Origin of the sequence: Streptomyces sp. NBC_01476 (assembly GCF_036227265.1) — a bacterium.
Classification (GTDB): domain Bacteria; phylum Actinomycetota; class Actinomycetes; order Streptomycetales; family Streptomycetaceae; genus Actinacidiphila.
Genome location: NZ_CP109446.1, coordinates 2,201,721 through 2,225,837, shown reverse-complemented (window position 1 = coordinate 2,225,837; position 24,117 = coordinate 2,201,721). Strand labels below are relative to the sequence as shown.

Sequence of the window (24,117 nt, the reverse complement as noted above, 5' to 3'; positions counted from 1 at the left end):
TGTGCTGTTCGTAGGGTCAGCGCTCATGATCCTGACGTTCTTCTCGTCCCGGGGCTGGCAGTCCTGGGATGTCGAGCATCGACCGTTGATCCCCGAGGGGATGCCGGTCCTGATCGACGACGACCTGCGCTTCGAGGACGGCCCGGCAGCGCCGCGTCCGACAGCGGTGGTGAACCGGTGGTTACGTGAGCTCCCGGCAAGCGGGGCGCCCGCGCCGAGCTCGTGGGGGAACTACGCCCGTGCGGTCAAGGAGTGGATGGAGTTCCTGGCCGAGCACGGGGTGGGGCTGTTCGACGCGCGGGAGCGGTTGAAGGCGGGGCTGAGCCGGTACGCCGAGCATCGGGCGGCGGGGCCATTGAAGGCCCGATTCGCGGCGACGACCTGGGGCCAGCACATGAGCATCCTGTCGCTGTTCTACCGGTGGGCGATCAACGAGGAGTACGCGACAGCCGAGCCGTTCACCTACCGGTCCGCGCGGGCCCTGTTCGCAGGAACCGGACGGGAGGTGAAGGTCAACCTGGCGGTCCGCCGCACTCCGAAGCCGCACGTGACGATCAAGTACCTGGAGCCGGACTTCACCGAGCTGTTCCGCAAGGGGCTGCGGGGACTGGCACCGGACGGTTCGCAGGACACCGGGTTCCATGGGCGGGAGCTGACCCGCAACTCGGCGGTCGGGGATCACGCGCTGGCCACCGGGATGAGGCTGCAGGAGTTCACCTACCTGCTGCCTTGGGAGATCCCCGCGCTGCCGCCGGAGCCGACCGCTGTCCCTATCCCGTTCCCGGTGCCGGCCGGGATCACCAAGGGCAGGAAGTTCCGCACCACGTGGACCTCCTACGAGGCACTGGCCGGGCTGCACGACTACCTGGAGCTGGACCGGGCCGCCACGACGGAGGGCTCGGACTGGCGGCCGCCAAGGCGGTGGGGCGAGCCGTTGATGGTGACCGAGCCGGACGCCCGGGGAGGGCTGATCAACGGAGTCCGCCGTTCCTGGGAGTCGCTGACCCCGGCCGAGCGCCGTCGCCTGATCGCCCCGGAAGGCGGGTCGTGCCTGCTGGCGGTGAAGAACGGAGGCGGCCCGTTCACCGCCTGGGCCACGGTCTTCGAGCGCACATCCGACCGGATCCGGGCCCGCTTCGAGCCCCGGTTCCCGCACGTCTGGCCCCACCGATGTCGCCACACCTTCTCGATGAGGACCTTGGAATACCTGGTCACCGGGCACTACCGGCAGGCCGCGAAGCTCGTGCGGGACACCGATGCCGACGCCGCTCTGGTCTTCTACCTGAGCAAGGCGGACCCGCTGCTGGTGCTTCGTGATCTTCTTGGCCACTCCACGGTCCTGACCACGGGAAAGTACCTCCGCCGCCTGGACACGACCCGCATCTACCGGGAGGCATACGAGGGGGCCAGGGCCGTGGCCGGGCTGACCGAGGATGCGGCCGCCGAGCGGGAGGCTGCTGCCGAGTTCGACGACGAGACCGAGGACGGTGGCCTCTGATGCCCACCATGCTGATCGACGAGCCCCTCGGCCTGACCTGCGTGTTCAGCGACGGCAGCCGCTCGGACTACAGCCTGCACGGACTTCCCAATCCCCAATTGGCCCGGGATCTGGCCCTCGGTCTTGTGGGCCTGATCCATCCGCACGGCACCGTGGACGCGGAGGGCACCGTCAACTTCTACATCCAGTCGCTGCGGAGCATGGTCCGCACCCTGGCCGCTCAGGGCTTCGCCGGCGGTGCCGGTCAGCTGCGGCGGGGGCAGCTGGCCGGGTTCTGGATGTCCAGCCCGTCGAGGTTGGAGGCCATGACCCGCAGCCTGCTGGAGGGCTACGCGCAGAGCGGCGGCACGCTCGGAGACGGAGTGCTGGACCTCGCTGCCGGGCGCCACTTCAACATCCAGCCCAACCGGCAGCCGTTGCCGCCCTATCCGGAGGAGGAGTGGCAGCGCCTGACCAGGATCTGCCGCACTCTGGTCGACGATTCGTACGACGCCCACCGCCGGGCGCTGGCGGATGCCGCCAGCGGACAGCACCCCCTTGAAGGCGGCTGGAAGTCGGGCAATCTGCGCTGGCTGCTGGCCCGGGTCGGGCCCGTCAGCATCAGCGAGTTCGGCCGGCACCTGGGGGTCTCGGCGGCGTTGGTGCACAAGCGCGGCGGCTTCCACGACGCGACCTGGGCCGTCTTCCCTCACCTGGACGTGCTGATCGCCTACAGGCTGCTGTTCGGGATCTACTCCGGCATCGTCCCCGACGGCATTGCCGACCTGGTGGTCGGGGACATCGACTGGGCCGGTGACTCGACGGTCCTCCTCTCCTACATCAAGCGCCGCACCGCGGCCGAGAGCCTGAACCTGCCCCGCCGGGCGGTCTGGCTGCTGGAGCAGTGGCTCGCCCACTCCGCGCTGCTGCGGACCTTCGTGCCACCGGAGGAACGCCGCAGACTCTGGGTGGGAGTCAGCCGGGCCGGCGGATCTGGCCGCGTCCGCCGGATCGACCGGGTCGCCGTCCAGCGGTGGGCGCTTCGCCATGCGGTCGTCGGGAACGACGGGAAGCCGCTCAAGATCCACCGTTCACGGATCCGCACCACCCACGAGGCCATGCGGGACAAGACGTCCTGGACGGGCAGCGGGCGGGCGACGATCGACCCGAACCACAGCCCGGATGTCGAGGGCGATCACTACCTCACCGCGACCACTCCGGCCCAGCGGCACGCTGTCGAGACGGTCATCGAGGACGCCCAGCACGACATGCTCCGCCGGGCCCACCCACCGACCGTGATCACCGAGGAGGACGCGGCCGCTTTGGCGGACGGCTACCCACAGCTGGTGGCCGAGCTGGACCTGGATGATGCGGTGATCGCCGAGCTCGTCGGCGGACAGCGCGACGTGTTCACCGCCGCCTGCGGGGACCAGCTGTCCGGGCTGCACGGCCCGAAAGGGAAGCCCTGCCCGGCCCGGCCCTGGGTCTGCCTGCTCTGCCCGCTGGCCGTCTTCGCGCCCCGGCACGCGGGCAACCTGCTGCGGCTCAAGGCGTTCTTCTCTCGGCAGTGGCAGCAGATGCCCGCCGCCCACTTCATGGCCGTCTTCGGCCCCTACACCACCCGCGTCCAACAGGTCCTGGACCGCTTCGACCCCGCCGTCCTGGCTGCAGCGGCCCACCAGGTCGAGGACCAGGACAACGAACTTCCCCTGCGGCCCGAGGAGATGACTGCATGACCACCGCCCTCGCCACTGCCCCCGCCTTCGACGGCCGGTCCGCGGTCTTCGCTGGCACCGACGTCTGCCTCGAAGCCGGGCTCACGCTCCCCGATGGCACTGTCCGTCCGATGTTCGAGGACGACGTCTGGGACTTCACCGACGTCGTCGGCCTGCCCGTCCAGCTCGCCCTCTGCACGCGCCGCTTCGACTTCGCCGAGATCACCGACGAGCGGTGGCGGCTGGTCGGCAAGGAACTGGTCCTGGCCATGCTCGCCCCGCGGCACCCGGCTGTCGCTCCGCTGCCCCGGGCCCATCGCACTGCCCTGCACCTGACCAGTTGCGCGGGCCGCCTGGACGAGCTCACCCGGTTCTGCCGGTGGCTGTCCGAGGCCGGGGTGTCAAGCCTCGCGCAGATCGACACCCGTGTCTGCGACGCCTACATGGCTCACCGGCGCTATGTCCTCGACGAAGACGGCGCGGTCGTCGGCGAACAGAGCCCGGGAACCCGGCGAGCGGCCGCGCAGGTCGTCGTCGACCTGGTCAACTACCGCGAACTGTTCACCGCGGACAGTGTCCCGGCCGATCTGCGGCCCTGGGGCGGGGCCACCGCCTCCGCGATCGCCGAGATGCCCAGCGGCCGGACCGAGAACAAGACCCAGCCCGTCGACGACACGGTCCTGCAGCCGATGCTCGCCGCCGCCCTGTTCCTGGTCTCCTCCCTGGGGCCGCACGCGGTTGAACTCGTCCAGCAGATCCGGGAAGCCGACAAGCTCTCCGCCCGCAAAGCGCGAGGGCTCCGTGCGGTCCACGTCGCCCCGGCGGCCGAGTTCACCGAGCTGCTGAACGAGTACACGGATACGTGCACACCCCTGCCGATGCTCGCCGACCACCACGTCGCCGACCGGCTCGCTGGTGGCTGGGCGGCTGACGACCCTCTCCTGACATTGGCCACGGGCGTTCTGGCCCGCCAGGCCGGGGTCACCCAGTTCGAGGCCAAATGGATGGACCGCCTGCGCGGGTCGCTGGAGGCCGCGGTCACCTCGGTGGGGATCAAGGAGGTCTTCGCCCGCGACGCCGCCGAGATCACTGCGGCGGACACCTCGTCGGTATTGCCCTGGACCTTGCCTCTGCACCGCCTCCAGGCCGTCGCACTGGTCGGCGTCGTCCGCACCGCCGCGATGATCGTGCTGGCCACCGCCTCCGGCATGCGCGCGAGCGAGCTGATGGAGCTTCGCATCGGCTGCCGACTGCCGGTCGAGGAACCCGTCCCCGGGCTCACCCGCTACCGGCTCGCCAGCAAGGTCATCAAGGGGCAGCCGCTGGGCGGCACCGACGACGAATGGGTCGTCATCGAGCCCGTCTATCGCGCCGTCGAACTCGCCGAAGACCTCCACGACGACCGCCACGAGGGCGCACTTCTCTTCGGGCGGTTCGCCTTCTCCGTTCGCTACAAGTGGTTCCGCAACTGGGTCAACTCCCCGGCAGGGCACCGTCTCGGGCTCGCCCCGATCCCGGAAGGGCAAGTCAATCCGAGGCGACTGCGTCGCACACTGGCCCTGGAAATGGCCTACCGGCCGGGCGGCGTGCTGGCCACCAAAATCCACCTGAAACACATCGCAGTGGCCACGACAGAAGGGTATGCCTCCCGTCCAGGCGGGGCTCAGGCCGAGCTGCTGTCCGAGGTCAACAAGCACGAGAGCGACCGAGACCTGGACCTGGTCCTGCAAGAGTTCCGGAACTACCAGCAGGGCATCCTGCCCGCCGGCCCCGGCGCACGGAGCCTCACCGAGTTCTTCGCCAGCATCGACGGGAAACTCGACCCAGAGGCAGCAACCGCGCCCAAGACGCAACGCGGTGACCGCGACGTGCTCAACCTGCTGACCAAACGGGCCAAGGTCCTTCACCTCGGACCCGCGAACTACTGCTGGTTCACCGACCCCTCCCGAGCGCTCTGCCTCAAGCTGGCCGGCACCCCGACAGCCGACCGTCCACTGGTCGGGATGTGTGACTCCGCCCGCTGCCCGCAGGCCACCCATCACCCCTGCCACCGGCCCGTCTGGGCCGAGCACGCCGGACGCACCGAGACCTTCCTCGGCCAGCTCGGCACCACCCGAAAGACCGAACGCGCCCGGCTCCAAGCCGACTACGACCGCGCTCTCCGGGTCGTCACCGAGATCGACAGCGCCAACATCGTGAACAGGGAATCCGCATGAGAATCTCCGCAGCCCAGCGGGCCGAGAACGAGAACCGCATCCGGGCCGCCATGGACCGGCTCCTACGCGGAGAGATCCCGCCCGGCGGAAAATGCGACGTCAAGACCCTCGCCCGCGAAGCGGCCGTCGACCGCACCGCGTTCTACGGAAGCCGCCCCTACGCTCACCTCCGCGTCGAGCTCGAACGCCGCCTGCAGGCCCTTCAGCAGGCGGGGGAGATCCCCGATCCGCGCGAGGCTCAGATCGCCCGGCTCAAAGCTGAGGTCTCCGCGCTCAAGACGCGGCTGGCCACTGCGGAAGAGACCAACGAAGAGTTCGGCGAGTTCCGCACTCAGGCCCTGGCCCGGCTCGCCGCCCAGCACGACGAGATCCTCCACCTCCGCAGGTCGGCGGCGACGATCAGCGGCGTGACACGCCTCCCAGCAGCCCGAACCACGACGATCGGATCCTGCAGTTAGGCAACCGTCCCGACCTGCGGCGCCGTCAGCAGCGGATGCGATGATCTGCCCATGGGCGTTCTCTACGGCTACTTCGCCGCCGCTGATGACGACGACGCTGTTCGAGCCGTCGTCCGAGACGACGGTGAGCCCAGCGGGACCGGCTATGACCAACTGGTGATCAAGGGCATCGATCCAGTGGCGGAGCTGACCCCCGCCGAGGCCCTCATGACAGGACGATCCGCCGCCGATGTCCAGTCCGACCCCCGACACGGCAGCCTCATCGGGATGCTGGGGGACGGCGAACTGGTGGTCGTGTCGCTGACGGACGCCTTCCGGGACGCGCTCGCGACCTGCGAAGCCACGTCCTCGCGCTCAATCGCCTCCAGCTGGTCGAGCACCGAGGGCGTCTTCTACTACCCGGCTGATCCAGAGAATCTCGCCAGCTTCCTGGAACAGCTGTCCGAACTCGCCGGCCGAGCGGTCGCCCGAAATGCCCGTCTCTACTGCTGGATCTGTCCCTGACCCCGTCGCCGCCCCAACAGGTCCGCGAGACCGCGACCCCGATCCGCGAGAGAACGGACTCATGACCAGTCTGATCGAAATGAGCGAACGCGAGTACTTCTCCAACGTCGGCAAGCGGCCCGGGATGTTCGTCGGCCGACCTTCCTTCCACGCGCTGACCGCGTTCCTCACCGGATACGACCAGAACGCGGCCCGGCACCGGTCTCCAGGGCTGACGGGATGGCGCGAGTGGCTTGTTGCCCGGCGAGGACAGGGCTGCAACCACGCATGGCCCGGTCAGGTCCTGCACATCGCCCTTCCCGACGGCTGGGACAACCCCTGGGACCTGCCGCCCGAGGACGAAGCCAGCGCGATCGAGGTTCTCTTCCAACTACTCGACGAGTTCCTTGCGGAGCGCGAGAACAACGAAGAAACCCAGGTCACCTGAGCATCGAAGCAGCAGTATCCAGGAGGGATCGATCCCATGTTCGACGACGTTCACGGCCTCACCCCTGACCGAGCCGCCCGCCTCACCTCTCTGGTCGAGCAGAGCCTTCCACTGTTCGGACAGGAGCGCGGAATGGAGGCCGTCCAACGCTTTCTGCACAGTCAGGGGGCCAGCGTCATCGACTCCATCGTCGTCACCCGCGAACTGCTCGGCGCAGGCCAAGGATCCCTCGGGACGGCGAAGGAGATCGTACTCACGAGTGCAGCCCGGACCACCGAGCTGAGGGAACATCAGCGACTCGTCCAGGGCATCGAGGAAGCGTGATCAGCACGGTCCAGGGGCGCCACCCACAAGTGTGGCCTGCCTCACATCTGGGTGGCCGCAATGCAACACGGCCCGGGAGAAACGCGGCGAATGCCGCCTCCGAGTCCCGCCAGCTCAAAAGCAACACGGGCTGATCCGCACACGGCCTCTGCGGACACAAGGCACACGTACGCGTCGGTGATGCTCGAGGCCGGCGAGTCGATTGTGTCGCTCGCGAAGTGGCTGGGCCACTCGGATCCGGCGTTCACCCTCCGGACGTACACCCACTTCATGCCGCAGGCCGGCGCCCGTGGACTGTCCGCCATCGAGGCGTGGTTCTCGGATCTCGGCTGAAAGTCCCTGAGAAGTCCCAGAGAGCCGGATCGGCCGCTGAGTACCCGTAAACACGCAGGTCAGGGCTGGACCGGTCACTGAGTCGCACAGAACCCGGCGTACAGCCCGACTCGTCTGCCGCCACCTGCGGCTTCGCCCCGGTGCGTTCCTGCGAGCGGGACTCCTGTGAGGGGGCCGCCCCCGTACCCGGCCAGGGGCGGCGGCCGTACGCCAATGGGCGCGGGGATGTCCGCGGGCGCCCCGTCCTGCGGCGGGCCGGCCAGGTCATGCGCGGGGCGAGCGCCGATCCCGCCGACCCCTGGGGGATGCCCTCGCGTGGTGTGGGCGACAAGACGGACTCAATGGTGAAAACTCTCCCGAAAAGAGGGCTTCCTCCCTCCCGTCGCGGCTTGCGTGAGGTGTCTTCCGTGCAGGATGTGCCGTTCTGGCTGTGGGCGGTCTTCGCGGTCACCGTGGTCGTGGCACTGGCCGTGGACCTGCTCGCCCACCGAGAGGCGCACGTCATCGGTTTCAGGGAAGCCGCCACCTGGAGTGCGGCGTGGGTGGGCCTCGCGTGTGTCTTCGGCGCGGTTGTCTTCCTGGTGCTGGGTACGACGCCGGGGGTGGAGTACACCACCGCGTGGCTGCTGGAGAAGAGCCTGTCGGTCGACAACCTGTTCGTCTTCGCGTTGATCTTCTCGTACTTCAAGGTGCCGCGTGCCTACCAGCACCGTGTGCTGTTCTTCGGTGTCGTGGGCGCGCTGGTCTTCCGGGGCCTGTTCCTGGCCGCCGGTGTGGCGGTGGTCAGCCGGTTCACCGCGGTGCTGTTCGTCTTCGCGGCCGTCCTCTTCTACAGCACTTACAAGATCCTCACCGGGCAGGAGGACGGCTTCGACCCGGGCAGGAGCGTTGCCGTGCGGCTGCTGCGGAAGTTCGTGCCGGTCCGGGACGAGTACGCCGGGATGAAGTTCTTCGTCATGGAGGCAGGCAAGCGTGTCGCCACCCCGCTGCTCGCGGTCGTCGCCGCGATCGAGGCGGCCGACCTGGTCTTCGCCGTGGACAGTGTGCCCGCCGTGCTGGCGGTCAGCGACGACGCCTTCATCGTCTACACCAGCAACGCGTTCGCCATTCTTGGTCTTCGCGCCCTGTACTTCCTGCTCGCCGGGCTGCTGGATCGGTTCCACTACCTGGGCAAAGGCCTTGCGCTGATCTTGTCGTTCATCGGCGTGAAGCTGATCCTCCAGGCGTGCCACAAGATGTTCAGCACGAGCATCCCGGAGATCCCCTCACTGGTCAGCCTGGCAGTCATCGTCGTCGTTCTGGCGGCGTCCGTCGCGCTGAGCATCCGCTACCCGCAGCCAACCCCCCTCGACATCCCCGAAGGAGCCGCCCCGGCCGAGCGGGACAACAGCGGCGCTGCCCCCGGCCTGGTTGGCGACCAGCCCCCGGAACCCGAGAGCCGGAACGCAGACCGCTCACCACCGGACGACTGACCGACTGCCCGGCATCGTCGTGCGCACGCTGATCCGCGGGGACGGCGTCGTATCCGTGGTATGACGCCCGATGAGCTGCTACTTGGCGGTTGTGGGGGTGGGTTGTGTTGGCAGGAAGAGGGTGCCGCGGGTGGATCCGAGGGTGGTGCGGACGGCGACGGTCAGCCAGGCGACGACCAGCAGGGTGTACAGCGCGGCGGCGGCGGCCTTGAGCGGGGTTGAGCCGAGGTGGACGGCCAGTGCGCTGGTGCCGGTGACGCAGGTGCCGACGGGGAAGGTGAAGCTCCACCAGGTGAGCGAGAACGGCAGGTGGCGGCGGGTGGTGCGTGCCGTGATGGAGGCGGCCAGGGCGAGCCACATCATGGCGAAGCCCCAGGTGGGTACGCCGTAGAGGAAGCCGAAGGCCACGGCGGCGCCGGCGTAGGGGCGGGGGAGGGCCAGATGGGCGACACCGCCGAGCAGGTTGGCGGCGGTCACCGACTGTCCGAGGGGACCGAGGACGATCCACAGGGTGGGGACCATGGCGGCAGGTCCGGTCTTGTGGTGGACCAGCCGGGTCCAGATCTGCGTGATGATCACCAGGCTGGCGAACAGGCTGATGCCGAACATGGCGTAGCAGCCGAGGAGCAGGGTGAGCCTGCCCTGTCCGGGAGGGAGATGCGGGATGAGCAGAGCTCCTGTGGCCGCTGAGACCATGGGCGGGACGACGGGCATAAGCCAGCCGCCGAAGGCGGCGTCGTCGGCCACGTCGTGGCTTGTCATGACGCGGTGCGGGATCCAGACCGCCGTGACCAGTCCGAGCGCGGTGCCCATGGACCACAGGACGGTGTCCGCGTCGACGGCGGCGTGCGGCCCGATCCAGTCCTTCCCCAGCAGCAGGGTTCCCGCGCCCACCGTGAGCAGCGCCATGGCGGGCGCGCCCCAGAAGTGGGCCATGACCGGATGGGCGGCATGGGCGGTGGCCTGATCGCGGTGACGGGTCCAGTGCACGGCCCACGCCGCGGTGAGAGCCACGAGCACGAAGGCCGCCAGTGCCCAGACGACGGTCGCGGCGGTGCGCAGGCCCGTGACATGGATCGGGAGGGTGGCCGCCGCGTTTGCCACGATGCCGGTGCCCATCACGGAGGCGTACCAGTTGGGTCCCAGGTGGCGGAACATGTCGCCGGGGTGTTCGAGGTCCCGCAGGAGTCCGCCGGGAAGCCGGTGTCCGGTCTGCGGTGCCGTGTGATGCGGTGGTACGGCGAGCGAGGTCATGGTTCCACCCTCGCCGCGGTGGGATGGGGTCGGTAGGGACCAGTCCGGCATGGCGCCATAGACTCGGCTTATGCCCCTGTCCAGCCGGGTGACCGACCTCGGCCCCTTCGAGCTTCTGCTGTCTGTCGCGCGGCTGGGCAGTCTCGGTGCCGCCGCGCGGGAGCACGGCATCAGTCAGCCGGCCGCCAGTTCCCGTATCAAGTATCTGGAACGGCGTCTGGGTGTGACCTTGCTGGAGCGCTCGCCGCAAGGGTCCCGGCTCACCGGGCAGGGCGCCCTGGTGGCCGACTGGGCGCGTACCGCTCTGGACGGGGCGGCTGCCCTGGAGGCGGGCATCGCCTCCCTGCACAACTCCGCCGAGGCCCGGCTGCCGGTGGCCGCGAGTCTCACGATCGCGGAGTATCTGCTGCCGCACTGGCTTGTCCGCTTCCACCGGGCCCGGTCCGGAACGGCGGTCTCCTTGACGACGGGAAACTCCGAGGAGGTGGCGGTGGCTGTGCTGGACGGAACCGTGGCGATCGGTTTCGTGGAGGGTCCCACGGTCCCGCCGGGCCTCGCCGCTCAGTGCGTCGGGCATGACGAGCTCACGGTGATCGTCTTCCCAGGCCACCCGTGGACACGTCCCGGCCGCAGGCGCGTCTCGGCGGAGGAACTGGCCGGCACCCCCCTTGTCAGCCGTGAGGCCGGCTCCGGCACCCGGCTTTTTCTCGAACGGGCTCTGCGGGCCGGTACTGATGCTCCACTGGCCGCGCCCGTGGTGGAGGTCTCCTCGACCACGGCCATCAAGACAGCGGTGGCCGAGGGGGTCGCACCGGCCGTGCTCAGTTCTCTCGCCGTATCGCGGGACGTTGCTGCCGGCATCGTCGTTGCCGTACCGGTCGAGGGCCTGGACCTGTCACGCACACTCCGGATGATCCACCGAGCGGGCCACAGTCTCAGCGGTCCCGCCCGCACGCTCGCCGACATCGCGTCCAACGCGGGCAAGACTCGTTGAGGTCAGGCTTCGGCGACGCCACGCAGACCGTTTTCAAGGGCCTCGTCCTGGCCGACGGCCGCAGCGTCACCACAGCCGCCGGCCGCACACCGGTCTGCGACGGGACCGCTCGACCTGGTGCCTCATCCCGAACTCACTCCCTGGCACCGGGAGATGGCCGGGCACTTGGCCGACGTGGCCTCAGACTTGGATTGAACCGTACGCCGACCGGGAACAGGACTGTGTTCCGATCGCTTGGGTTCGGTGAATGGTCCATTGCGGATTGTCCCGAGAGCAGGGGGGGTGCTGATGGATCCGGTGTCACTGGGGTTACTGGCCGCGCTCGCCGGCGGAGCCGGTGGGGAACTCGGACGCGACGTGTGGGCCGGGCTGGCGGCGCTCGTGAGGCGTCCGTTCCGGCGTAGCGAGGATGCCGGGGCCGCACCGGCGGTCAGTACGGGGGAAGAGGAGCTGGCGCGGCTCGCGCGGGATCCCGACGACCAGCACAGCGCGCAGGCGCTGAGCACGGCGTTGGCAGTGCGGGCCGCACTGGACTCGGACTTTCACACAGCCCTCATGGCCTGGCTCCGGCGAGCGGAGGCGGTGCGCACCGACGAGAGAGCAGTGAACAACACGATCAGCGGTGGCACTCAGTACGGGCCGGTACTGCAGGGGCGGGACTTCTCAGGTCTGACCTTCACCACCGCGCCCGCGAGGCCGCCTCGTCCGGCCGGGGATGCGGGCGGTCGGGGCGACGCTTCTCAGTGATCGTCGGTGAGCTGCCGTACCTGGTCGACGAGCCGGTTCCGCAGTCTCTCGAACAACTCCTCCCTCGTGTACGGGGGCGAGGCCGCCGCGTGGACCAGCAGCGCGAGGGTGCCCCAGACGTGGATCCAGCTGGTCGACGGTAGCTGTGCCCAGGCCCGGGGAATGACTAGGCCGAACGGGTGACGCGTCGGCGTGGCCCTTGTCACTTTACGTAGTCGATGCGTTACTGGGAGTACCAACCGGTGGGTCGCCCACCCCGCCCCGGGAGTTCGGCAGTCGACCTACACGTCCCGCTCTTTCTGCAGGCAGAGCGGCGTTGGGGGCTGCCTCGCGGCGAGCATCTGCGACATGCGGAGGCCCCTCTGGTCTCTTCCGGCATCGGCCGGCGCCGACTCCCCTCCGTGACCGGGCGATCCGTACGCACCTGTTGGCCGCGCCACGGCCGGCAGGAGGCACCCCGCAGCACAAGGGTGATGCCCACTCCCTACGGCCGGTACCACCCGGCCGGACGCGAACCGGGGACAGCTTCAGTCCACCACCAACGCGTAGGAGACACACCATGTCCACACCCACGTTCCCCTTCCCGCCGTTCCCGACGCAGTCCCAGGCGGGTCCGGTGCTCATCGTTGCGGTGCCCGGCTTCGGGCCGGCCGCGGGCGGCAATCTGGTCCTGCTGGTGGGCCTCGGCCTCAGCGGTGTCACGAGCGTCACCTTCGGTGGCGTACCGGCCACCATCGTCTCGCAGGACCCCGCGGGCCTGACCCTCCTGGTCCTCGCCCCGCCGCACGTCGCGGGTTCGGTACCGGTCCTGGCGACCGGACCGTCCGGGACCAGCAACGCCGCCAACTACACCTACGTGGGCACGGTGGTGCCGCCGACCGCCACGGCCATCACCCCGGCCACCGGCCCGGTCGCCGGCGGCACCCCGTTCACCATCACCGGCACCAACCTCACCGGGGCCACCGTGCTCTTCGGTGCCCTTCCCGCCACGGGTGTGACGGTCAACCCGGCCGGCACCTCGCTGACCGGAATCACACCCGCCGGCGCGGCCGGTAACGTCCCGGTCACCGTCGTCACCCCCACCGGCAGCACCGTGGTGCCCGGCGGGTTCACCTACGGTGCCGGAGCGGCTCCCACCGTCACCGCGCTGGTTCCGGCCACGGGTCCGGTGACCGGTGGTACGCCGATCGTCATCACGGGGACGAACCTGACCGGGGCGACGGTCACCGTCGGCGGCGTCGCAGCGACCGGCGTGACCGTCAACGCGGGCGGGACCGTGCTGTTCGCGGTGACTCCCGCCGGCACGGCCGGCAACCAGCCGGTTGTCGTCACGACTCCGGCGGGCAGTGTCACCGTGCCCGGCGGGTTCACCTACGGCGCGGCAGCGGCTCCGACCGTCACCGCGCTGGTTCCGGCCACGGGTCCGGTGCTCGGCGGTACGCCGATCGTCATCACGGGGACGAACCTGACCGGGGCGACGGTCACCGTCGGCGGCGTCGCGGCCACCGGTGTCACCGTCAACGCGGGCGGGACGGTGCTGACGGCCGTGACCCCGGCCGGTGTGCTCGGCAACCAGCCGGTCGTCGTCACGACTCCGGCCGGCAGTGTCACCGTGCCCGGCGGATTCACCTACGCCGCGGCAGCGGCTCCGACCGTGAGCGTAGTGGTTCCGGCCACGGGTCCGGTGCTCGGCGGCACAGCGATCGTCATCACGGGGACGAACCTGATCGGAGCGACGGTCACCGTCGGCGGCGTCCTGGCGACCGGCATCACGGTCGATCCGACCGGGACCGTGCTGTTCGCGGTGACTCCGGCCGGGTTGCTCGGCAACCAGGCGGTGGTCGTCACGACTGCGGGCGGAAGCGCCACCGTGCCCGGCGGGTTCATCTACGTCTGACCGATCCCGTCAGTACCTGCCGGCCCGGGGGCTTCCCCCGGGCCGGCAGGCCGCGCCGCGGTACGTCGGCGGGGGCTCACCATGTGCGAGGCCGGTGGTCACCTCCGGCCTCGGCCGCGCCGTCCCCGGCAAGTCGCCGCGGCGGCGCGGCAGATGCCGGAGGAGACCACCTGGTGGCAGGCGTCCCGCGCGCCACCGGGCTAGCGGGTGCCGGCCTCGGCGCGCGCGTAGAAGGCGGCGAGTTCGTGGGGGTTCTTGGTGTAGACGTCGATCTTCCGTACCGTGCCGGACTCCACCTGGTGGATCTCGACCATGGTCAGCGGGTACTGCTCGCCGGTGGTGTGGGCGGTGAGCGTTCCGGTGAGTGTTCCGACGACGCCGGCCGGGCCCTCGAAGACCTCGGCGGCGGTGATGGCGACGTCGGCGTACCCCATCATTGCGCCCAGGACCGACCGCACGAACACCTCGCGGCCCTGGTGCACGCCGCCGTACGGAAGGTGGACCGGCTCGTCGACGATCACCTCGGGGTCGAGCCGGGCCAGGACACCCGGTACGTCGCCCGTGCTCAGTGCCGCGTACAGCCCGCGCACCACATCGGCGGGGGTCCGCGCCGCCGTCTCGTTGTAGTTCGCGCCGTCGTTGTCGTTCTGGTTGCTCATGGTCTGGGTCCCTTCCCCTGCGGGCCCCGGAGGATCGGGGCACGCACCATGCAACGGCAGACGGCGGGGACGGGGGAGTCTTTGCTGTGAGGGGTAACGGCAGAGTCCCCCACCCGCGGCGCGGCCTGTCTACGCTGGGCCCATGGACAACCGGGACGCAGTGAGCGCATTTCTCCGCTCCCGACGGGAGAGGATCGCTCCCGGGCAGGCGGGGCTGCCGGTGTACGGTCAGCGCCGGGTGCCGGGACTGCGCAGGGGTGAGGTCGCGGTGCTCGCCGGGGTGAGCGTCGAGTACTACACGCGCCTGGAACGCGGCAACCTCAGGGGTGTCTCGGACAGCGTGCTGGACGCCCTCGCCCAGGCCCTGCGGCTGGACGAGACCGAGCGCATGTACCTCTACGACCTCGCCCGCGCCGCCGGACCGGCGCCCGGGGCGGCGCGGGCCCGGCCGCGGGCGGCCCGGCCGGCGGTGCGGCCGAGCGTGGCGCGGATCGTCGAAGGGATGCCGGGCTTGCCGGCGTACGTGATGAACAACCGCCTCGACACGCTTGCCGCCAACTCCCTCGGCCGGGCGCTGTACGCGGAGATGTACGCCGACCCGACCTGCGGGGGGAACGTCGCCCGGTTCGCGTTCCTCAACCCCGCGGCCGGGCGGTTCTACACCGACTGGGACCGTATGGCCCGCTTCGCCGTGGGCGCGCTGCGCGTCGAGGCGGGGAGGAGCCCCTACGACCGGGAACTGTCCAACCTGATCGGGGAGTTGTCCACCCGCAGCGACGCCTTCCGGGTGATGTGGGGAGCCCAGGACGTGCATGTCTTCCGTGACAGCACCAAACGCCTCAACCATCCGCTCGTCGGCGACCTGGAACTCGATCAGGAGACCATGAGCCTGCCGGACGAGAGCGGGCTGAGCGTGGTCGTCTACAGCGCGCCACCCGGAACCGCCACCGAGGACGCCCTGAAGCTGCTGGCCGGCCGGCCCACGACCCCCGGACAGGACCGCCGGCCCGCCACCCCCGGACAGGACCGGGCCCCCGCCTCCCCGGCCGGACCCTCAGCCCCGCAACCCTGACGGCCCGGGTCGGGGCGCGGCTGCCGGCCGGGTGGCCGCCGGCCTGGTGGCCGCCGGACGGGTCACCCGGCAGGCGCGCGGCGGACCGAAGCGTGACAATCGGGGCATGACCGCCGCACCCGGTTCCCCCAGCGCCCAGCGCCGGCCCGCTCTCGCCGATCAGACGGTCGTGGTGATCGGTGCCAGCGCGGGTATCGGACTCGAGACCGCCCGCCAGGTACGTGCGGACGGCGGCCGGGTGATCCTGGTCGCCCGCAACCCCGAGCGGCTCCAGCAGGCCGCGCTCGAACTCGACCCGGTGAGCACAGCGGCGTTCGACGCCACCGACACCGACCGCCTGGAGCGGTTCTTCCAGGAGCTGCCCGGCCCGGTCGACCATGTGATGGTCACCGCCGGCAGCCCCTCGTACATGCCGCTGGCGGACATGGACATCGATGCCGCCCGCCGTGACTTCGGGCGGCGCATCGCCATGACCCTCGCGGTCGGTCTCTACAGCCGTGACACGGTCCGGCCCGGCGGCACACTGCTCTTCATCGGCGGCACCGGCGGCCGGCGCCCCGGCATCGGCCTGTCCGTCATGGCCTCGCTCACCGCGGCGCTGCCCGCCCTCACCGCCAACCTGGCGCTCGAACTGGCCCCGGTCCGGGTGAACCTCATCGCCGCCGGATTCGTCGACACACCCCTGTCGGCCTCGCTCCTCGGCGACGGGCTCGAAGCCCGGCGTGAGGAGCTGCGCACCACGCTCCCCATCCGACGGGTCGTCGGGCCGGCCGACGTCGCCGCGCTGGCCCTGCACATCATGGCCAACGACGCGCTCACCGGCGCGACGTACGACATCGACGGCGGCCAGCAGCTCCTCTCCCACTGACGGGCGCGAAGGGTTCCGGCCCCGGACAGGCCCCGCCCCGGCTAGACCGTGTCGAGCCAGATGACGATCCCGGTCAGGTCGTTGAGGACCGCCGCCACGCCCGCCCTGATGGAGGCGGCCGAGCGCACGGGGGTGAAAGAGGCCGGGTCGTACGTGGAGGACGCGCCGAGTCCTTCGCCGCGGAAGGACGCACCGGACCAGTCGACCGCCGTGACGTTGTGGGTCGGCTCGGCCAACTCCGCGCCCACGACGAGGAACTGCTGTGACAGGTGGCTCGGCGTGACCGTCGCCAGCGGGTCGATCAGGTCGTTGCCCGCGCTGACGATGAGGTCCGGGCCCATCTCCAGCGCCTTGGTGATGCTGGGCAGCAGGTCGGACGGGCCGTCGGCGACCACCTTCCTGAGGTCGACGTGCTCTGCCCCGGCCCACTCCTCGACCGCCTTCACCAGGGTCCTGGTCGGGCGGTCGCTCCCCGCGGTGAGCAGCGCCACGCGGTAGCCCTTCGACGGGTGGACCCCGTCCCAGGAGCCCGGCCGCGGTGTGGCGGTCGCCTCCGGGGCGGGCGGGGCGGCGGGGTCGATGAACCCCGGGCCGAGGTTGCCGACGGCGCTGGGCTTGGGGTGCGGCTGTGACCAGTCGTCGCCGGAGCCGCATCCGGTGACCAGCGCGGCGGCCGCGGCCAGGGTGGCGGCGACCCGTAGCGAGGGGCGCAAGGTGATCGTCCTCCGAGGAGTGGCGGATAGTGCGCCCACATCCTCCTATCCCCGTGCCTGCCGTCTTTGTCCGCGGGCGCCGTTCTCGCGTTTGTTTTTCCACGGTTCGCCGACCGGCCGGTATCCGTTCACCCGTGACCTGCAACGTGCAGCTTCAACCATAAGGAGTCAAAGGAGTCACATGTCGCAACGGGTCCGCCGCACCATCGTCGCTGTCGCCGCGGTGGTGATCGCCCTCCTCAGCGCCGGGCAGCAGCCGGCGGCTGCCCACGGCTTCTCGTCGGTCGTCTACGTCCATGTCTCCGACGGTGACGAGGGGCACCTGCGCACAAAGCTGGAGCTGGAGTACGACCTCTTCGTGGTGTCCGCCGCCGACTTCGAGCACGACGACCCCCTCTTCAAGACGGGCAACGCCGCCTTCGACGCGGGTGACACCACGGCGCAGGCCGCGGCGCTCAACGCCCATGCCACGTCGGCCGTCGGCTACGTCACCCGGCGCTTCTCGGTCACCCTGGACGGCAGGGTCTGCACGCCCACCCGGGTCGGCGGCTTCACCATGGGCCGGCAGGAAGGCGTGCCGTACGCCGATCTGCTGCTCGACTGGAGCTGTGCCGGGCGGGGCGACGACCACCAGGTGACGAGCAAGCTCTTCCCCGACGCCGAGAAGTACGTCTCCGGTACCAAGACGATCGTCACCTACGACGTCGACGGCCGGTCGGGCAGCGCCGCGCTCGACGCCGCTCATCCGTCCTTCTCGATGAGTCAGGCGTGGTACGAGCGGTTCTGGGAGTTCTTCCGGCTGGGCGCCGAGCACCTGCTGACCGGGATCGACCACATCCTCTTCCTGCTGGCGCTCATCGCCGGCTCGCGGCGCCTGCGCGAGATCGTGCTCGCCGCCACGAGCTTCACCCTCGCGCACTCGGTGACGTTCATGCTCGCCGCCCTCGGGCTGGTCGACGTGCCGTCGCGGGTGGTGGAGCCGGTCATCGCGCTGTCGATCGCGGTGGTCGCCGGCTGGTACCTGTGGCGGATCTGGCGGCGCGGCGGCGACGCCACCGAGCTGGAGCTCGCGGGGCACGGCCACTTCAGCCTGGACCGCGCGGGCTGGACCCGTCTCGCGGTGGTGTTCTGCTTCGGTCTCGTGCACGGCCTCGGCTTCGCGGGCGCGCTGGGGATCGACAAGGCGTTCTCGTGGACGCTGCTGTGGTCCCTGCTGGTCTTCAACGTCGGTATCGAAGGCGTGCAGTTGACGATCATCGCGCTGGTCTTCCCGCTTCTGACGGTGCTTCGGCACCGGGCACCGACCGCGGGCCTCTGGGCGACCGGCGCCATCTCCGCGGGAGTGGCCGCCATGGGACTCCTGTGGTTCGTGCAACGGGTGTTCATTTTGTGATTCCCGGCAAATTTTTTTCGCACGGGGAAAGTTTAGATATCACCAAGACCGTGTTTAGCGTTGGTTAACCGGCTGCTGAGAGCTTGACGATCTCCATTCCATGCACCTCTGTGGGCAGAAGGAACAGAAACTGATGAAATTGAGACCCCCGACGCAGGCCCCCGGGCCTGTGCGGCGCCGCGTGGCAACCGGGGCCACCGCAGCGCTCCTGGGCTTGGCCGTGGCACTCGGCAGCGGCCTGGCGACCCCCGCCGGGGCCGCCGAACCGACCACGATCACCGGCATCATCCTCGGTGTGGGCGCCAACGAGTCGCAGCGCACCGTGACCTGGTACTCATCGGCGGACACCGCGCAGCAGCTCCAGGTCGCCCCGACCGCGGAGCTGGCGGGCGGCGAGTTCCCGGCCGGCGCCGCCACCTTCGACGCCGCGGGCGCCGCGAACATAGCCACCAGTGGCGGCTTCAACCGCCACGCCACGGCCACCAACCTCAAGGAGCACACGCAGTACTCCTACCGGGTCGGCAGCGAGGGCAACTGGTCCTCGACGTACTCCTTCAAGACGCAGGATTTCGAAGGCAACTACGACTTCCTGTTCTTCGGCGACCCGCAGATCGGCTCGTCCGGCGATCTGGCACAGGACCAGGCCGGCTGGCAGGACACCGTGGACGTGGCGCTCGCCGCGAACCCGGACTCCGAACTGCTGGTGTCGGGCGGTGACCAGGTCGAGACGGCCAACACCGAGTCCCAGTGGAACGCCTTCCTGGCGCCCGACAAGCTGCGCCAGTACCCGTGGGCGGCCACCATCGGCAACCACGACGTCGGCGGCAAGGCGTACGAGCAGCACTTCTACACCCCGAACACCGACCGGTCGGCCGCGCTGTACTCCAACGGCGACCCGGCCTCCAACACCTCCGGCGGTGACTACTGGTACATCTACAAGGATGTGCTGTTCATCGACCTCAACAGCAACAGCTACGCCACCTCCCAGGGCGGCGGCGGTGACGCGGCGCACATCGACTACGTCAGCAAGGTCATCAAGGAGCACGGCGCCGAGGCGAAGTGGAAGGTGCTCACGTACCACCACTCGATCTACTCCCCGGCCGACCACGCGAAGGACGGCGACAACAAGGTCCGTCGTGTGGCCTTCCCGACCACCTTCTCCAAGCTCGGTGTCGACCTGGTGCTCCAGGGCCACGACCACAGCTACTCCCGCAGCTACCTGATCAAGAACGGGGAGAAGGCGGACGCGGCCGAGCAGCCCGGTGCCGCCGACGTGTACCCGGGTCCCGGCGGCGTCCTCTACGTGACGGCCAACTCCGCCTCGGGCTCTAAGTACTACGACATCACGGCCCCGGACAACAGCGGTACGAGCGGTGCCGGCAACGGCGCCGACCCGCTGGACCCGAAGAAGTACTGGTACAACTCGGTCCAGAACCAGGAGCACGTCCGCACCTACGTCAAGGTGCAGGTGCGCAACGACAAGCTCGTGGTCGAGAACGTCCGCAGCGGCACCTGCGCGGCGCCGAACTCCTCGGTGCAGCACGGCAACTGGTGCGAGAACACCACGGCCGACCAGCCGGTGGGCTCGCTCGTCGACAAGGTCACCGTGCACCCGTACCACGGCACCGGCCAGGACCTCCAGGTCAACGTGCCGACCGCCGCTCCGGGTGAGTTCGGCTGGACGATCGACGGTTACAACGGTTTGGTCGACCTCGGCACCGCCCAGGAGGTCAACGGTGACCACTTCACCGCGACCGGCAAGATCAACCCGATCGCCGTGTCGGACAGCCGCCGCTCGCTGGCTCCCTGGTCGATCTCGGCCAGTGTGAGCGACTTCCAGGACGCCGGCAAGACGTTCTCCGGCTCCTACCTGGGCTGGAAGCCGCGCGTTCTGCAGGACGGCGCGGGCGCCAAGGCCAGCGACTCGGTGGCCTCCGGCTACGACGACAAGGGCAAGGGTCTGTCCGTCTCGCGCGGTCTGGGTTCGGCCGATCAGGGCCACCCCCGGGGTACCGCCAAGCTCGGCGCCGACCTGGATCTGAAGATCCCGGACAGCGTTGAAAAGGGCGGTTACAGCGCCACTCTCACGATCACCGCGCTCAGCAGCTGATCGGACCTGTTCCACCCGGGCGGGGCAGGCCCCTCGCGTGGCCTGCCCCGCCTCTGTCCCCAGGAGAATCCCCCGATGCACGCGTTCGCAACGCGCCGGAAGACCACCGGCGCCGCCCTGCTCCGTACCGTCGCCCTGGCCCTGCTCGCCGCCTTCGCGATCGCCGGTCTGAACGCCGGCCCCGCGGCGGCCGACGACGGCGACGTCACCTGGACGGTCAGGACGGCCGCGAACGGGTACGGCGCCGACCGGTCCAGCTTCAGCTACTCCGTCAACCCCGGCGCGCAGGTCAAGGACACCATGACCGTCGCCAACCGCGGCGCGGTGCCCGTCACACTCGCCGTCTACGCCGCCGACGGATTCACCACCGGCACCGGCCAGCTCGACCTGCTCCCCAAGGGCAAGAAGTCGGTCGGGATCGGGGCCTGGGTCCACGCGGGCCACGACAGCGTCGTGATCAAGCCCGGGCAGTCCGCCGACGTGCCCTTCACCGTCACCGTGCCGAAGAACGCCACGCCCGGCGACTACGTGGGCGGCATCCTCACCTCGCTGACGCAGCGCGACGACGCCGAGGGCATCAATGTGGACCGGCGGCTCGGGATCCGGGTCAAGCTGCGGGTCAGCGGCGAACTCAAGCCGGGCCTCGCCGTCGAGGACCTGCACGTGGGGTTCGCCGGCACGGCCAATCCGTTCGGCACGGGTGACGCGACCGTCACCTACACGATCCACAACACCGGCAACGCGATCCTGTCGGCGCAGCAGACGGTCTCGGTCTCCGGACCGTTCGGCCGGCTGCGCACCGCGTCGGGCGCCATCGCCGCGCCGCCGCAGCTGCTGCCCGGCGAGAGCTGGAAGGTGAAGGTGCCGGTGCACGGTGTGGCGCCGGGGGTACGGGTGGCGGCGACCGCCACGCTCACGCCGCTGCTCACCGACGCGTCGGGCTCGACCAGTCCCCTGGGGGCGGTCCGGGCCACGGCACACGGCTGGGCGGTGCCGTGGACGCTGCTGGTGCTGGTCATCCTCCTGATCGCGGTGATCGTCGCGGTGATCGTCCTCGCCCGCCGCAGCCGCGTCCAGCGCAAGCTGCGCGAGGACGCGCGCGTACGGGAGGCCGTCGAACAGCGGCTCCGCGAGCGGACCACGCAGGAGCAGCAGCAGACCTGACCCACGGCCCCGCCCCGCGACCACGCCCCTCCCCGCGGCAGAGGCGGGCCGGCCGCGGTGGCGGACGCCCCCTGGCGGAGGACGGAACGGCGGCTGACGCGCGCCCAGTTCGCACGGAAACCACCGGCCCCGCGGAGCCACCGCGTCGCCCGGGCGGGGCAGCCGGGAACGGGCGGCCGGTTCTGCGGGGGTTCGGCCCCGGGGGCGGGTTACGGAGCCGGGTGGGAGTGGGTCAGCCGGATGTGCGGGCTACGGCGCCGTAGAAGCCGATCTCGCGGGACTTGGGCGGGGGCGGGGTGTCGGGGCGCCAGAACGGCACTTGGGCCAGGCCCGGTTCGACGAGGTCGAAGCCGTCGAAGAAGCGCTCGACCTCGGCGCGGGAGCGCAGGTTGAGCGTGGCGGTGGCGTTGTTGTAGACGGCCTGGGCCTCACTGCGGTCGGCGAAGTCACCGGTGGCGTGGGAGAGCACCAGGAAGCTGCCGGCCGGCAGCGCGTCGCGCAGCGTCGCGACGATCCGCTCGGGCTGCTCCGCGTCGGTGAGGAAGTGCAGGATCGCCACCAGGAGCAGCGCGACCGGCCGGTCGAAGTCGATGACCTTCCGGACCTCGGGGTGCTCCACGATGGCCCGCGGGTCACGCAGATCGGCGAGCACGACGCTGGTCGCCCCGGAGCGGCTGAGCAGCGCGTTGGCGTACGTGTTCACGATCGGGTCGTTGTCGACGTACGCGATGCGCACGTCGGGCGCCACTTCCTGGGCGATCTCATGGACGTTCGGCGAGGTGGGCAGCCCGGTGCCGATGTCGAGGATCTGCCGGACCCCGCTGCCGACCACGTACCGGACCGCGCGCTGCAGGAACGCGCGGTTCGCCCGTACGCCGATCCGCACCTCGGGCGCCGCGAAGGCGATCTGGTTGCCCGCCTCGCGGTCCACCTCGTAGTTGTCCTTGCCGCCCAGCAGGTAGTCGTAGATCCGCGCAGGGTGCGGTCTGCTGGTGTCGATCTCTTCGGCGCGGAAACCATTCTGCGTCACGCTGCACTCCCCTCGACGGCCGCCGCGGCCACCCCCGGACCGCGAACCGGCTGATCAGAGTTTCCCACACCGACTCCCACACCGACTCCCACTCCAACTCCCGCCCCGGCTCCCGCACTTCCGCCCGGCGACGGTCCGATAAGGAGCTGATCGGGAGGAAATCCCCGTGCTCGGTGAGGTCGTCCCAGAAGTTGACGGGGACGTGGCCGACCGCCCGGCCCAGCTCGTCCAGCAGCCGCCCCATGCGCTTGACGGTACGCAGCACGATGAGGCGGTCGACCACCTGGACCTGGGGGAGTTTCGCGGCCATCGCCAGCTCCAGCCGGTGGACCTCCTCCACCGTGCGCAGCCAGGTGCCGAGCACCAGGCTGGACTCGGCCGCGACGGTCGCGCACAGGCGGGCCTGGCGCAGCCGGCTGAGCGCCTGGGCGCTGTCGGCGCGGGCGTCGACCGGGGCGTTCGCCCACAGATACGCCTGCACCGGCCATCCGCAGACCGCCGCGGCGACATCGGTACGGGGCAGGATGACGCCGGAGGCCAGCAGGTATTCCACCTGGCGGCGGGCGGTGGTGGGGCTGACGCCGGCCCGTTCGGCGAGTTCTGCGTACGAGGCGCGCCCGTCGTGCGAGAGGTGGGTCAGCATCGTCTTGAGGGTGTCGGTGAGGGCGAGCGGCGCGTCGCCGGGCCGCTGCGCGGGCCGGTCGTCACGCCGCTGGTCGAGCAGCGCCGCCGCGCGGGGCGCGAGATCCCCGAGCCGCCACACCGAGCCCTCGGCGTACAGCCGGGTGGCGAACCAGGCCCGGGTGGTCAGCACGTGTTCCACCTGGCCGAGGTGTTCCAGCAGGTAGTGGGACATCGTGGTGAGGTCGGCCGCCGCGACGGTGACCAGGATGTCCGCGCGGCCCGAGGTCAGCTCCACATTGAGGGCCGGCGGATGGGTGGCCAGTTCCTGGGCGACCCGCATCCGGTGCGCGGGATGGCAGGTGATCTCCACATAGGCCAGGCACTGGGCGTTGCGGTAGGTCATGCCGGGGCCGACGGTGACCCAGGCGACGCCGTTCTCGGTGAGGTGGCGCCACCTCCGCGCCGCGGTCACGGGGGTGATGCCCAGCGCCGCACCCAGCGCCGACCAGGAGATGCGGGGTGCTATCTGCAGGGCATCGATCAACAGTCGCTCACCATCGGTGAGAGTGATTGATTTCGACAATTTCACCACCCAAAAAAGTGATTTCTGCACATGTAACATCCCGGTGATTATTCGGATCCTAGCCTCATCCGCACCCCGTCAGC

The 24,117-nt window shown here is 70.2% G+C and carries 22 protein-coding genes and 1 pseudogene; 17 read left to right on the top strand and 6 right to left on the bottom strand.

The annotated features are described in order from the left end of the window. The first annotated feature begins 25 nt into the window (after positions 1-25). From OG552_RS09700 to OG552_RS09660, 9 genes are all read left to right on the top strand, one after another. The gene (locus OG552_RS09700) at positions 26-1,498 is read left to right on the top strand and encodes a site-specific integrase (protein ID WP_329131277.1); all 1,473 of its coding nucleotides are present in this window, start codon (positions 26-28) and stop codon (positions 1,496-1,498) included. After that, positions 1,498-3,213: a hypothetical protein gene (locus OG552_RS09695; RefSeq protein ID WP_329131275.1), complete on the top strand. Its 1,716-nt coding sequence runs from the start codon at positions 1,498-1,500 to the stop codon at positions 3,211-3,213. The genes OG552_RS09700 and OG552_RS09695 overlap by 1 nt, the downstream gene beginning before the upstream one ends. Next, the gene (locus OG552_RS09690) at positions 3,210-5,408 is read left to right on the top strand and encodes a site-specific integrase (protein WP_329131273.1); all 2,199 of its coding nucleotides are present in this window, start codon (positions 3,210-3,212) and stop codon (positions 5,406-5,408) included. Before OG552_RS09695 ends, OG552_RS09690 begins: the two co-directional genes overlap by 4 nt. Then, positions 5,405-5,866, top strand: coding sequence for a hypothetical protein (locus OG552_RS09685; RefSeq protein WP_329131271.1), 462 nt, complete (start codon positions 5,405-5,407; stop codon positions 5,864-5,866). The genes OG552_RS09690 and OG552_RS09685 overlap by 4 nt, the downstream gene beginning before the upstream one ends. A gap of 51 nt (positions 5,867-5,917) precedes the next feature. Continuing rightward, positions 5,918-6,370 carry a hypothetical protein gene (locus tag OG552_RS09680; protein ID WP_329131269.1) on the top strand — a complete coding sequence of 151 codons (453 nt, stop codon included), beginning with the start codon at positions 5,918-5,920 and terminating at the stop codon, positions 6,368-6,370. 61 nt (positions 6,371-6,431) lie between these two features. Then, complete coding sequence (locus OG552_RS09675) at positions 6,432-6,797, top strand: hypothetical protein (RefSeq protein WP_329131267.1); 366 nt, start codon at positions 6,432-6,434, stop codon at positions 6,795-6,797. 36 nt (positions 6,798-6,833) lie between these two features. Next, the gene (locus tag OG552_RS09670; protein WP_329131265.1) at positions 6,834-7,121 is read left to right on the top strand and encodes a hypothetical protein; all 288 of its coding nucleotides are present in this window, start codon (positions 6,834-6,836) and stop codon (positions 7,119-7,121) included. A gap of 180 nt (positions 7,122-7,301) precedes the next feature. Continuing rightward, positions 7,302-7,454, top strand: a complete 153-nt coding sequence (locus OG552_RS09665) for a hypothetical protein (protein ID WP_443070901.1) — start codon at positions 7,302-7,304, stop codon at positions 7,452-7,454. A gap of 407 nt (positions 7,455-7,861) precedes the next feature. Further along, complete coding sequence (locus tag OG552_RS09660) at positions 7,862-8,926, top strand: TerC family protein (protein ID WP_329131262.1); 1,065 nt, start codon at positions 7,862-7,864, stop codon at positions 8,924-8,926. A 78-nt stretch (positions 8,927-9,004) separates the two neighbouring features. On the opposite strand, the gene OG552_RS09655 is transcribed toward OG552_RS09660, so the two are convergent. Then, the gene (locus OG552_RS09655; RefSeq protein ID WP_329131259.1) at positions 9,005-10,180 is read right to left on the bottom strand and encodes a TDT family transporter; all 1,176 of its coding nucleotides are present in this window, start codon (positions 10,178-10,180) and stop codon (positions 9,005-9,007) included. A gap of 70 nt (positions 10,181-10,250) precedes the next feature. Between OG552_RS09655 and OG552_RS09650 the strand changes: the two genes are divergently transcribed. Together OG552_RS09650 and OG552_RS09645 are read left to right on the top strand one after the other, a co-directional pair. Further along, complete coding sequence (locus OG552_RS09650; protein WP_329131257.1) at positions 10,251-11,174, top strand: LysR family transcriptional regulator; 924 nt, start codon at positions 10,251-10,253, stop codon at positions 11,172-11,174. A gap of 288 nt (positions 11,175-11,462) precedes the next feature. Next, entirely contained in the window at positions 11,463-11,921 is a 459-nt protein-coding gene (locus OG552_RS09645) for a hypothetical protein (protein ID WP_329140708.1), read from the top strand. On the opposite strand, the gene OG552_RS09640 is transcribed toward OG552_RS09645, so the two are convergent. Then, entirely contained in the window at positions 11,915-12,127 is a 213-nt protein-coding gene (locus tag OG552_RS09640) for a hypothetical protein (protein ID WP_329131255.1), read from the bottom strand. The two genes, OG552_RS09645 and OG552_RS09640, sit on opposite strands and share 7 nt — an antisense overlap. A gap of 353 nt (positions 12,128-12,480) precedes the next feature. Between OG552_RS09640 and OG552_RS09635 the strand changes: the two genes are divergently transcribed. After that, positions 12,481-13,818, top strand: coding sequence for a beta strand repeat-containing protein (locus OG552_RS09635; protein WP_329131253.1), 1,338 nt, complete (start codon positions 12,481-12,483; stop codon positions 13,816-13,818). A 200-nt stretch (positions 13,819-14,018) separates the two neighbouring features. Here the strand turns inward: OG552_RS09635 and OG552_RS09630 are convergent, their stop codons facing one another. Continuing rightward, a complete protein-coding gene (locus OG552_RS09630) occupies positions 14,019-14,477 on the bottom strand; it encodes a nuclear transport factor 2 family protein (protein WP_329131251.1) in 459 nt (152 codons plus the stop codon). Between the two features lie 142 nt (positions 14,478-14,619). On the opposite strand from OG552_RS09630, the gene OG552_RS09625 reads away from it, so the two are divergent. Next, the gene (locus OG552_RS09625) at positions 14,620-15,549 is read left to right on the top strand and encodes a helix-turn-helix transcriptional regulator (protein WP_329131249.1); all 930 of its coding nucleotides are present in this window, start codon (positions 14,620-14,622) and stop codon (positions 15,547-15,549) included. A 106-nt stretch (positions 15,550-15,655) separates the two neighbouring features. Then, positions 15,656-16,417: an SDR family oxidoreductase gene (locus OG552_RS09620; RefSeq protein ID WP_329131247.1), complete on the top strand. Its 762-nt coding sequence runs from the start codon at positions 15,656-15,658 to the stop codon at positions 16,415-16,417. 41 nt (positions 16,418-16,458) lie between these two features. On the opposite strand, the gene OG552_RS09615 is transcribed toward OG552_RS09620, so the two are convergent. Continuing rightward, positions 16,459-17,130, bottom strand: coding sequence for a hypothetical protein (locus tag OG552_RS09615; RefSeq protein WP_329131246.1), 672 nt, complete (start codon positions 17,128-17,130; stop codon positions 16,459-16,461). Positions 17,131-17,311: 181 nt separating this feature from the next. Here OG552_RS09615 and OG552_RS09610 point away from each other — a divergent pair, with 181 nt between their 5' ends. From OG552_RS09610 to OG552_RS09600, 3 genes are all read left to right on the top strand, one after another. After that, positions 17,312-18,523: a HupE/UreJ family protein gene (locus tag OG552_RS09610; RefSeq protein ID WP_329131244.1), complete on the top strand. Its 1,212-nt coding sequence runs from the start codon at positions 17,312-17,314 to the stop codon at positions 18,521-18,523. A gap of 133 nt (positions 18,524-18,656) precedes the next feature. After that, positions 18,657-20,633: a metallophosphoesterase family protein gene (locus OG552_RS09605; RefSeq protein ID WP_329131242.1), complete on the top strand. Its 1,977-nt coding sequence runs from the start codon at positions 18,657-18,659 to the stop codon at positions 20,631-20,633. Between the two features lie 75 nt (positions 20,634-20,708). After that, on the top strand, positions 20,709-21,797 hold the full coding sequence (locus OG552_RS09600) for a WxL protein peptidoglycan domain-containing protein (RefSeq protein WP_329131240.1): 1,089 nt from the start codon (positions 20,709-20,711) through the stop codon (positions 21,795-21,797). A gap of 232 nt (positions 21,798-22,029) precedes the next feature. On the opposite strand, the gene OG552_RS09595 is transcribed toward OG552_RS09600, so the two are convergent. Beyond that, on the bottom strand, positions 22,030-22,827 hold the full coding sequence (locus OG552_RS09595) for an SAM-dependent methyltransferase (protein WP_329131238.1): 798 nt from the start codon (positions 22,825-22,827) through the stop codon (positions 22,030-22,032). Between the two features lie 535 nt (positions 22,828-23,362). Beyond that, positions 23,363-24,073: pseudogene (locus tag OG552_RS09590) on the bottom strand (AsnC family transcriptional regulator); the annotation flags it as partial. Positions 24,074-24,117: the final 44 nt, after the last annotated feature.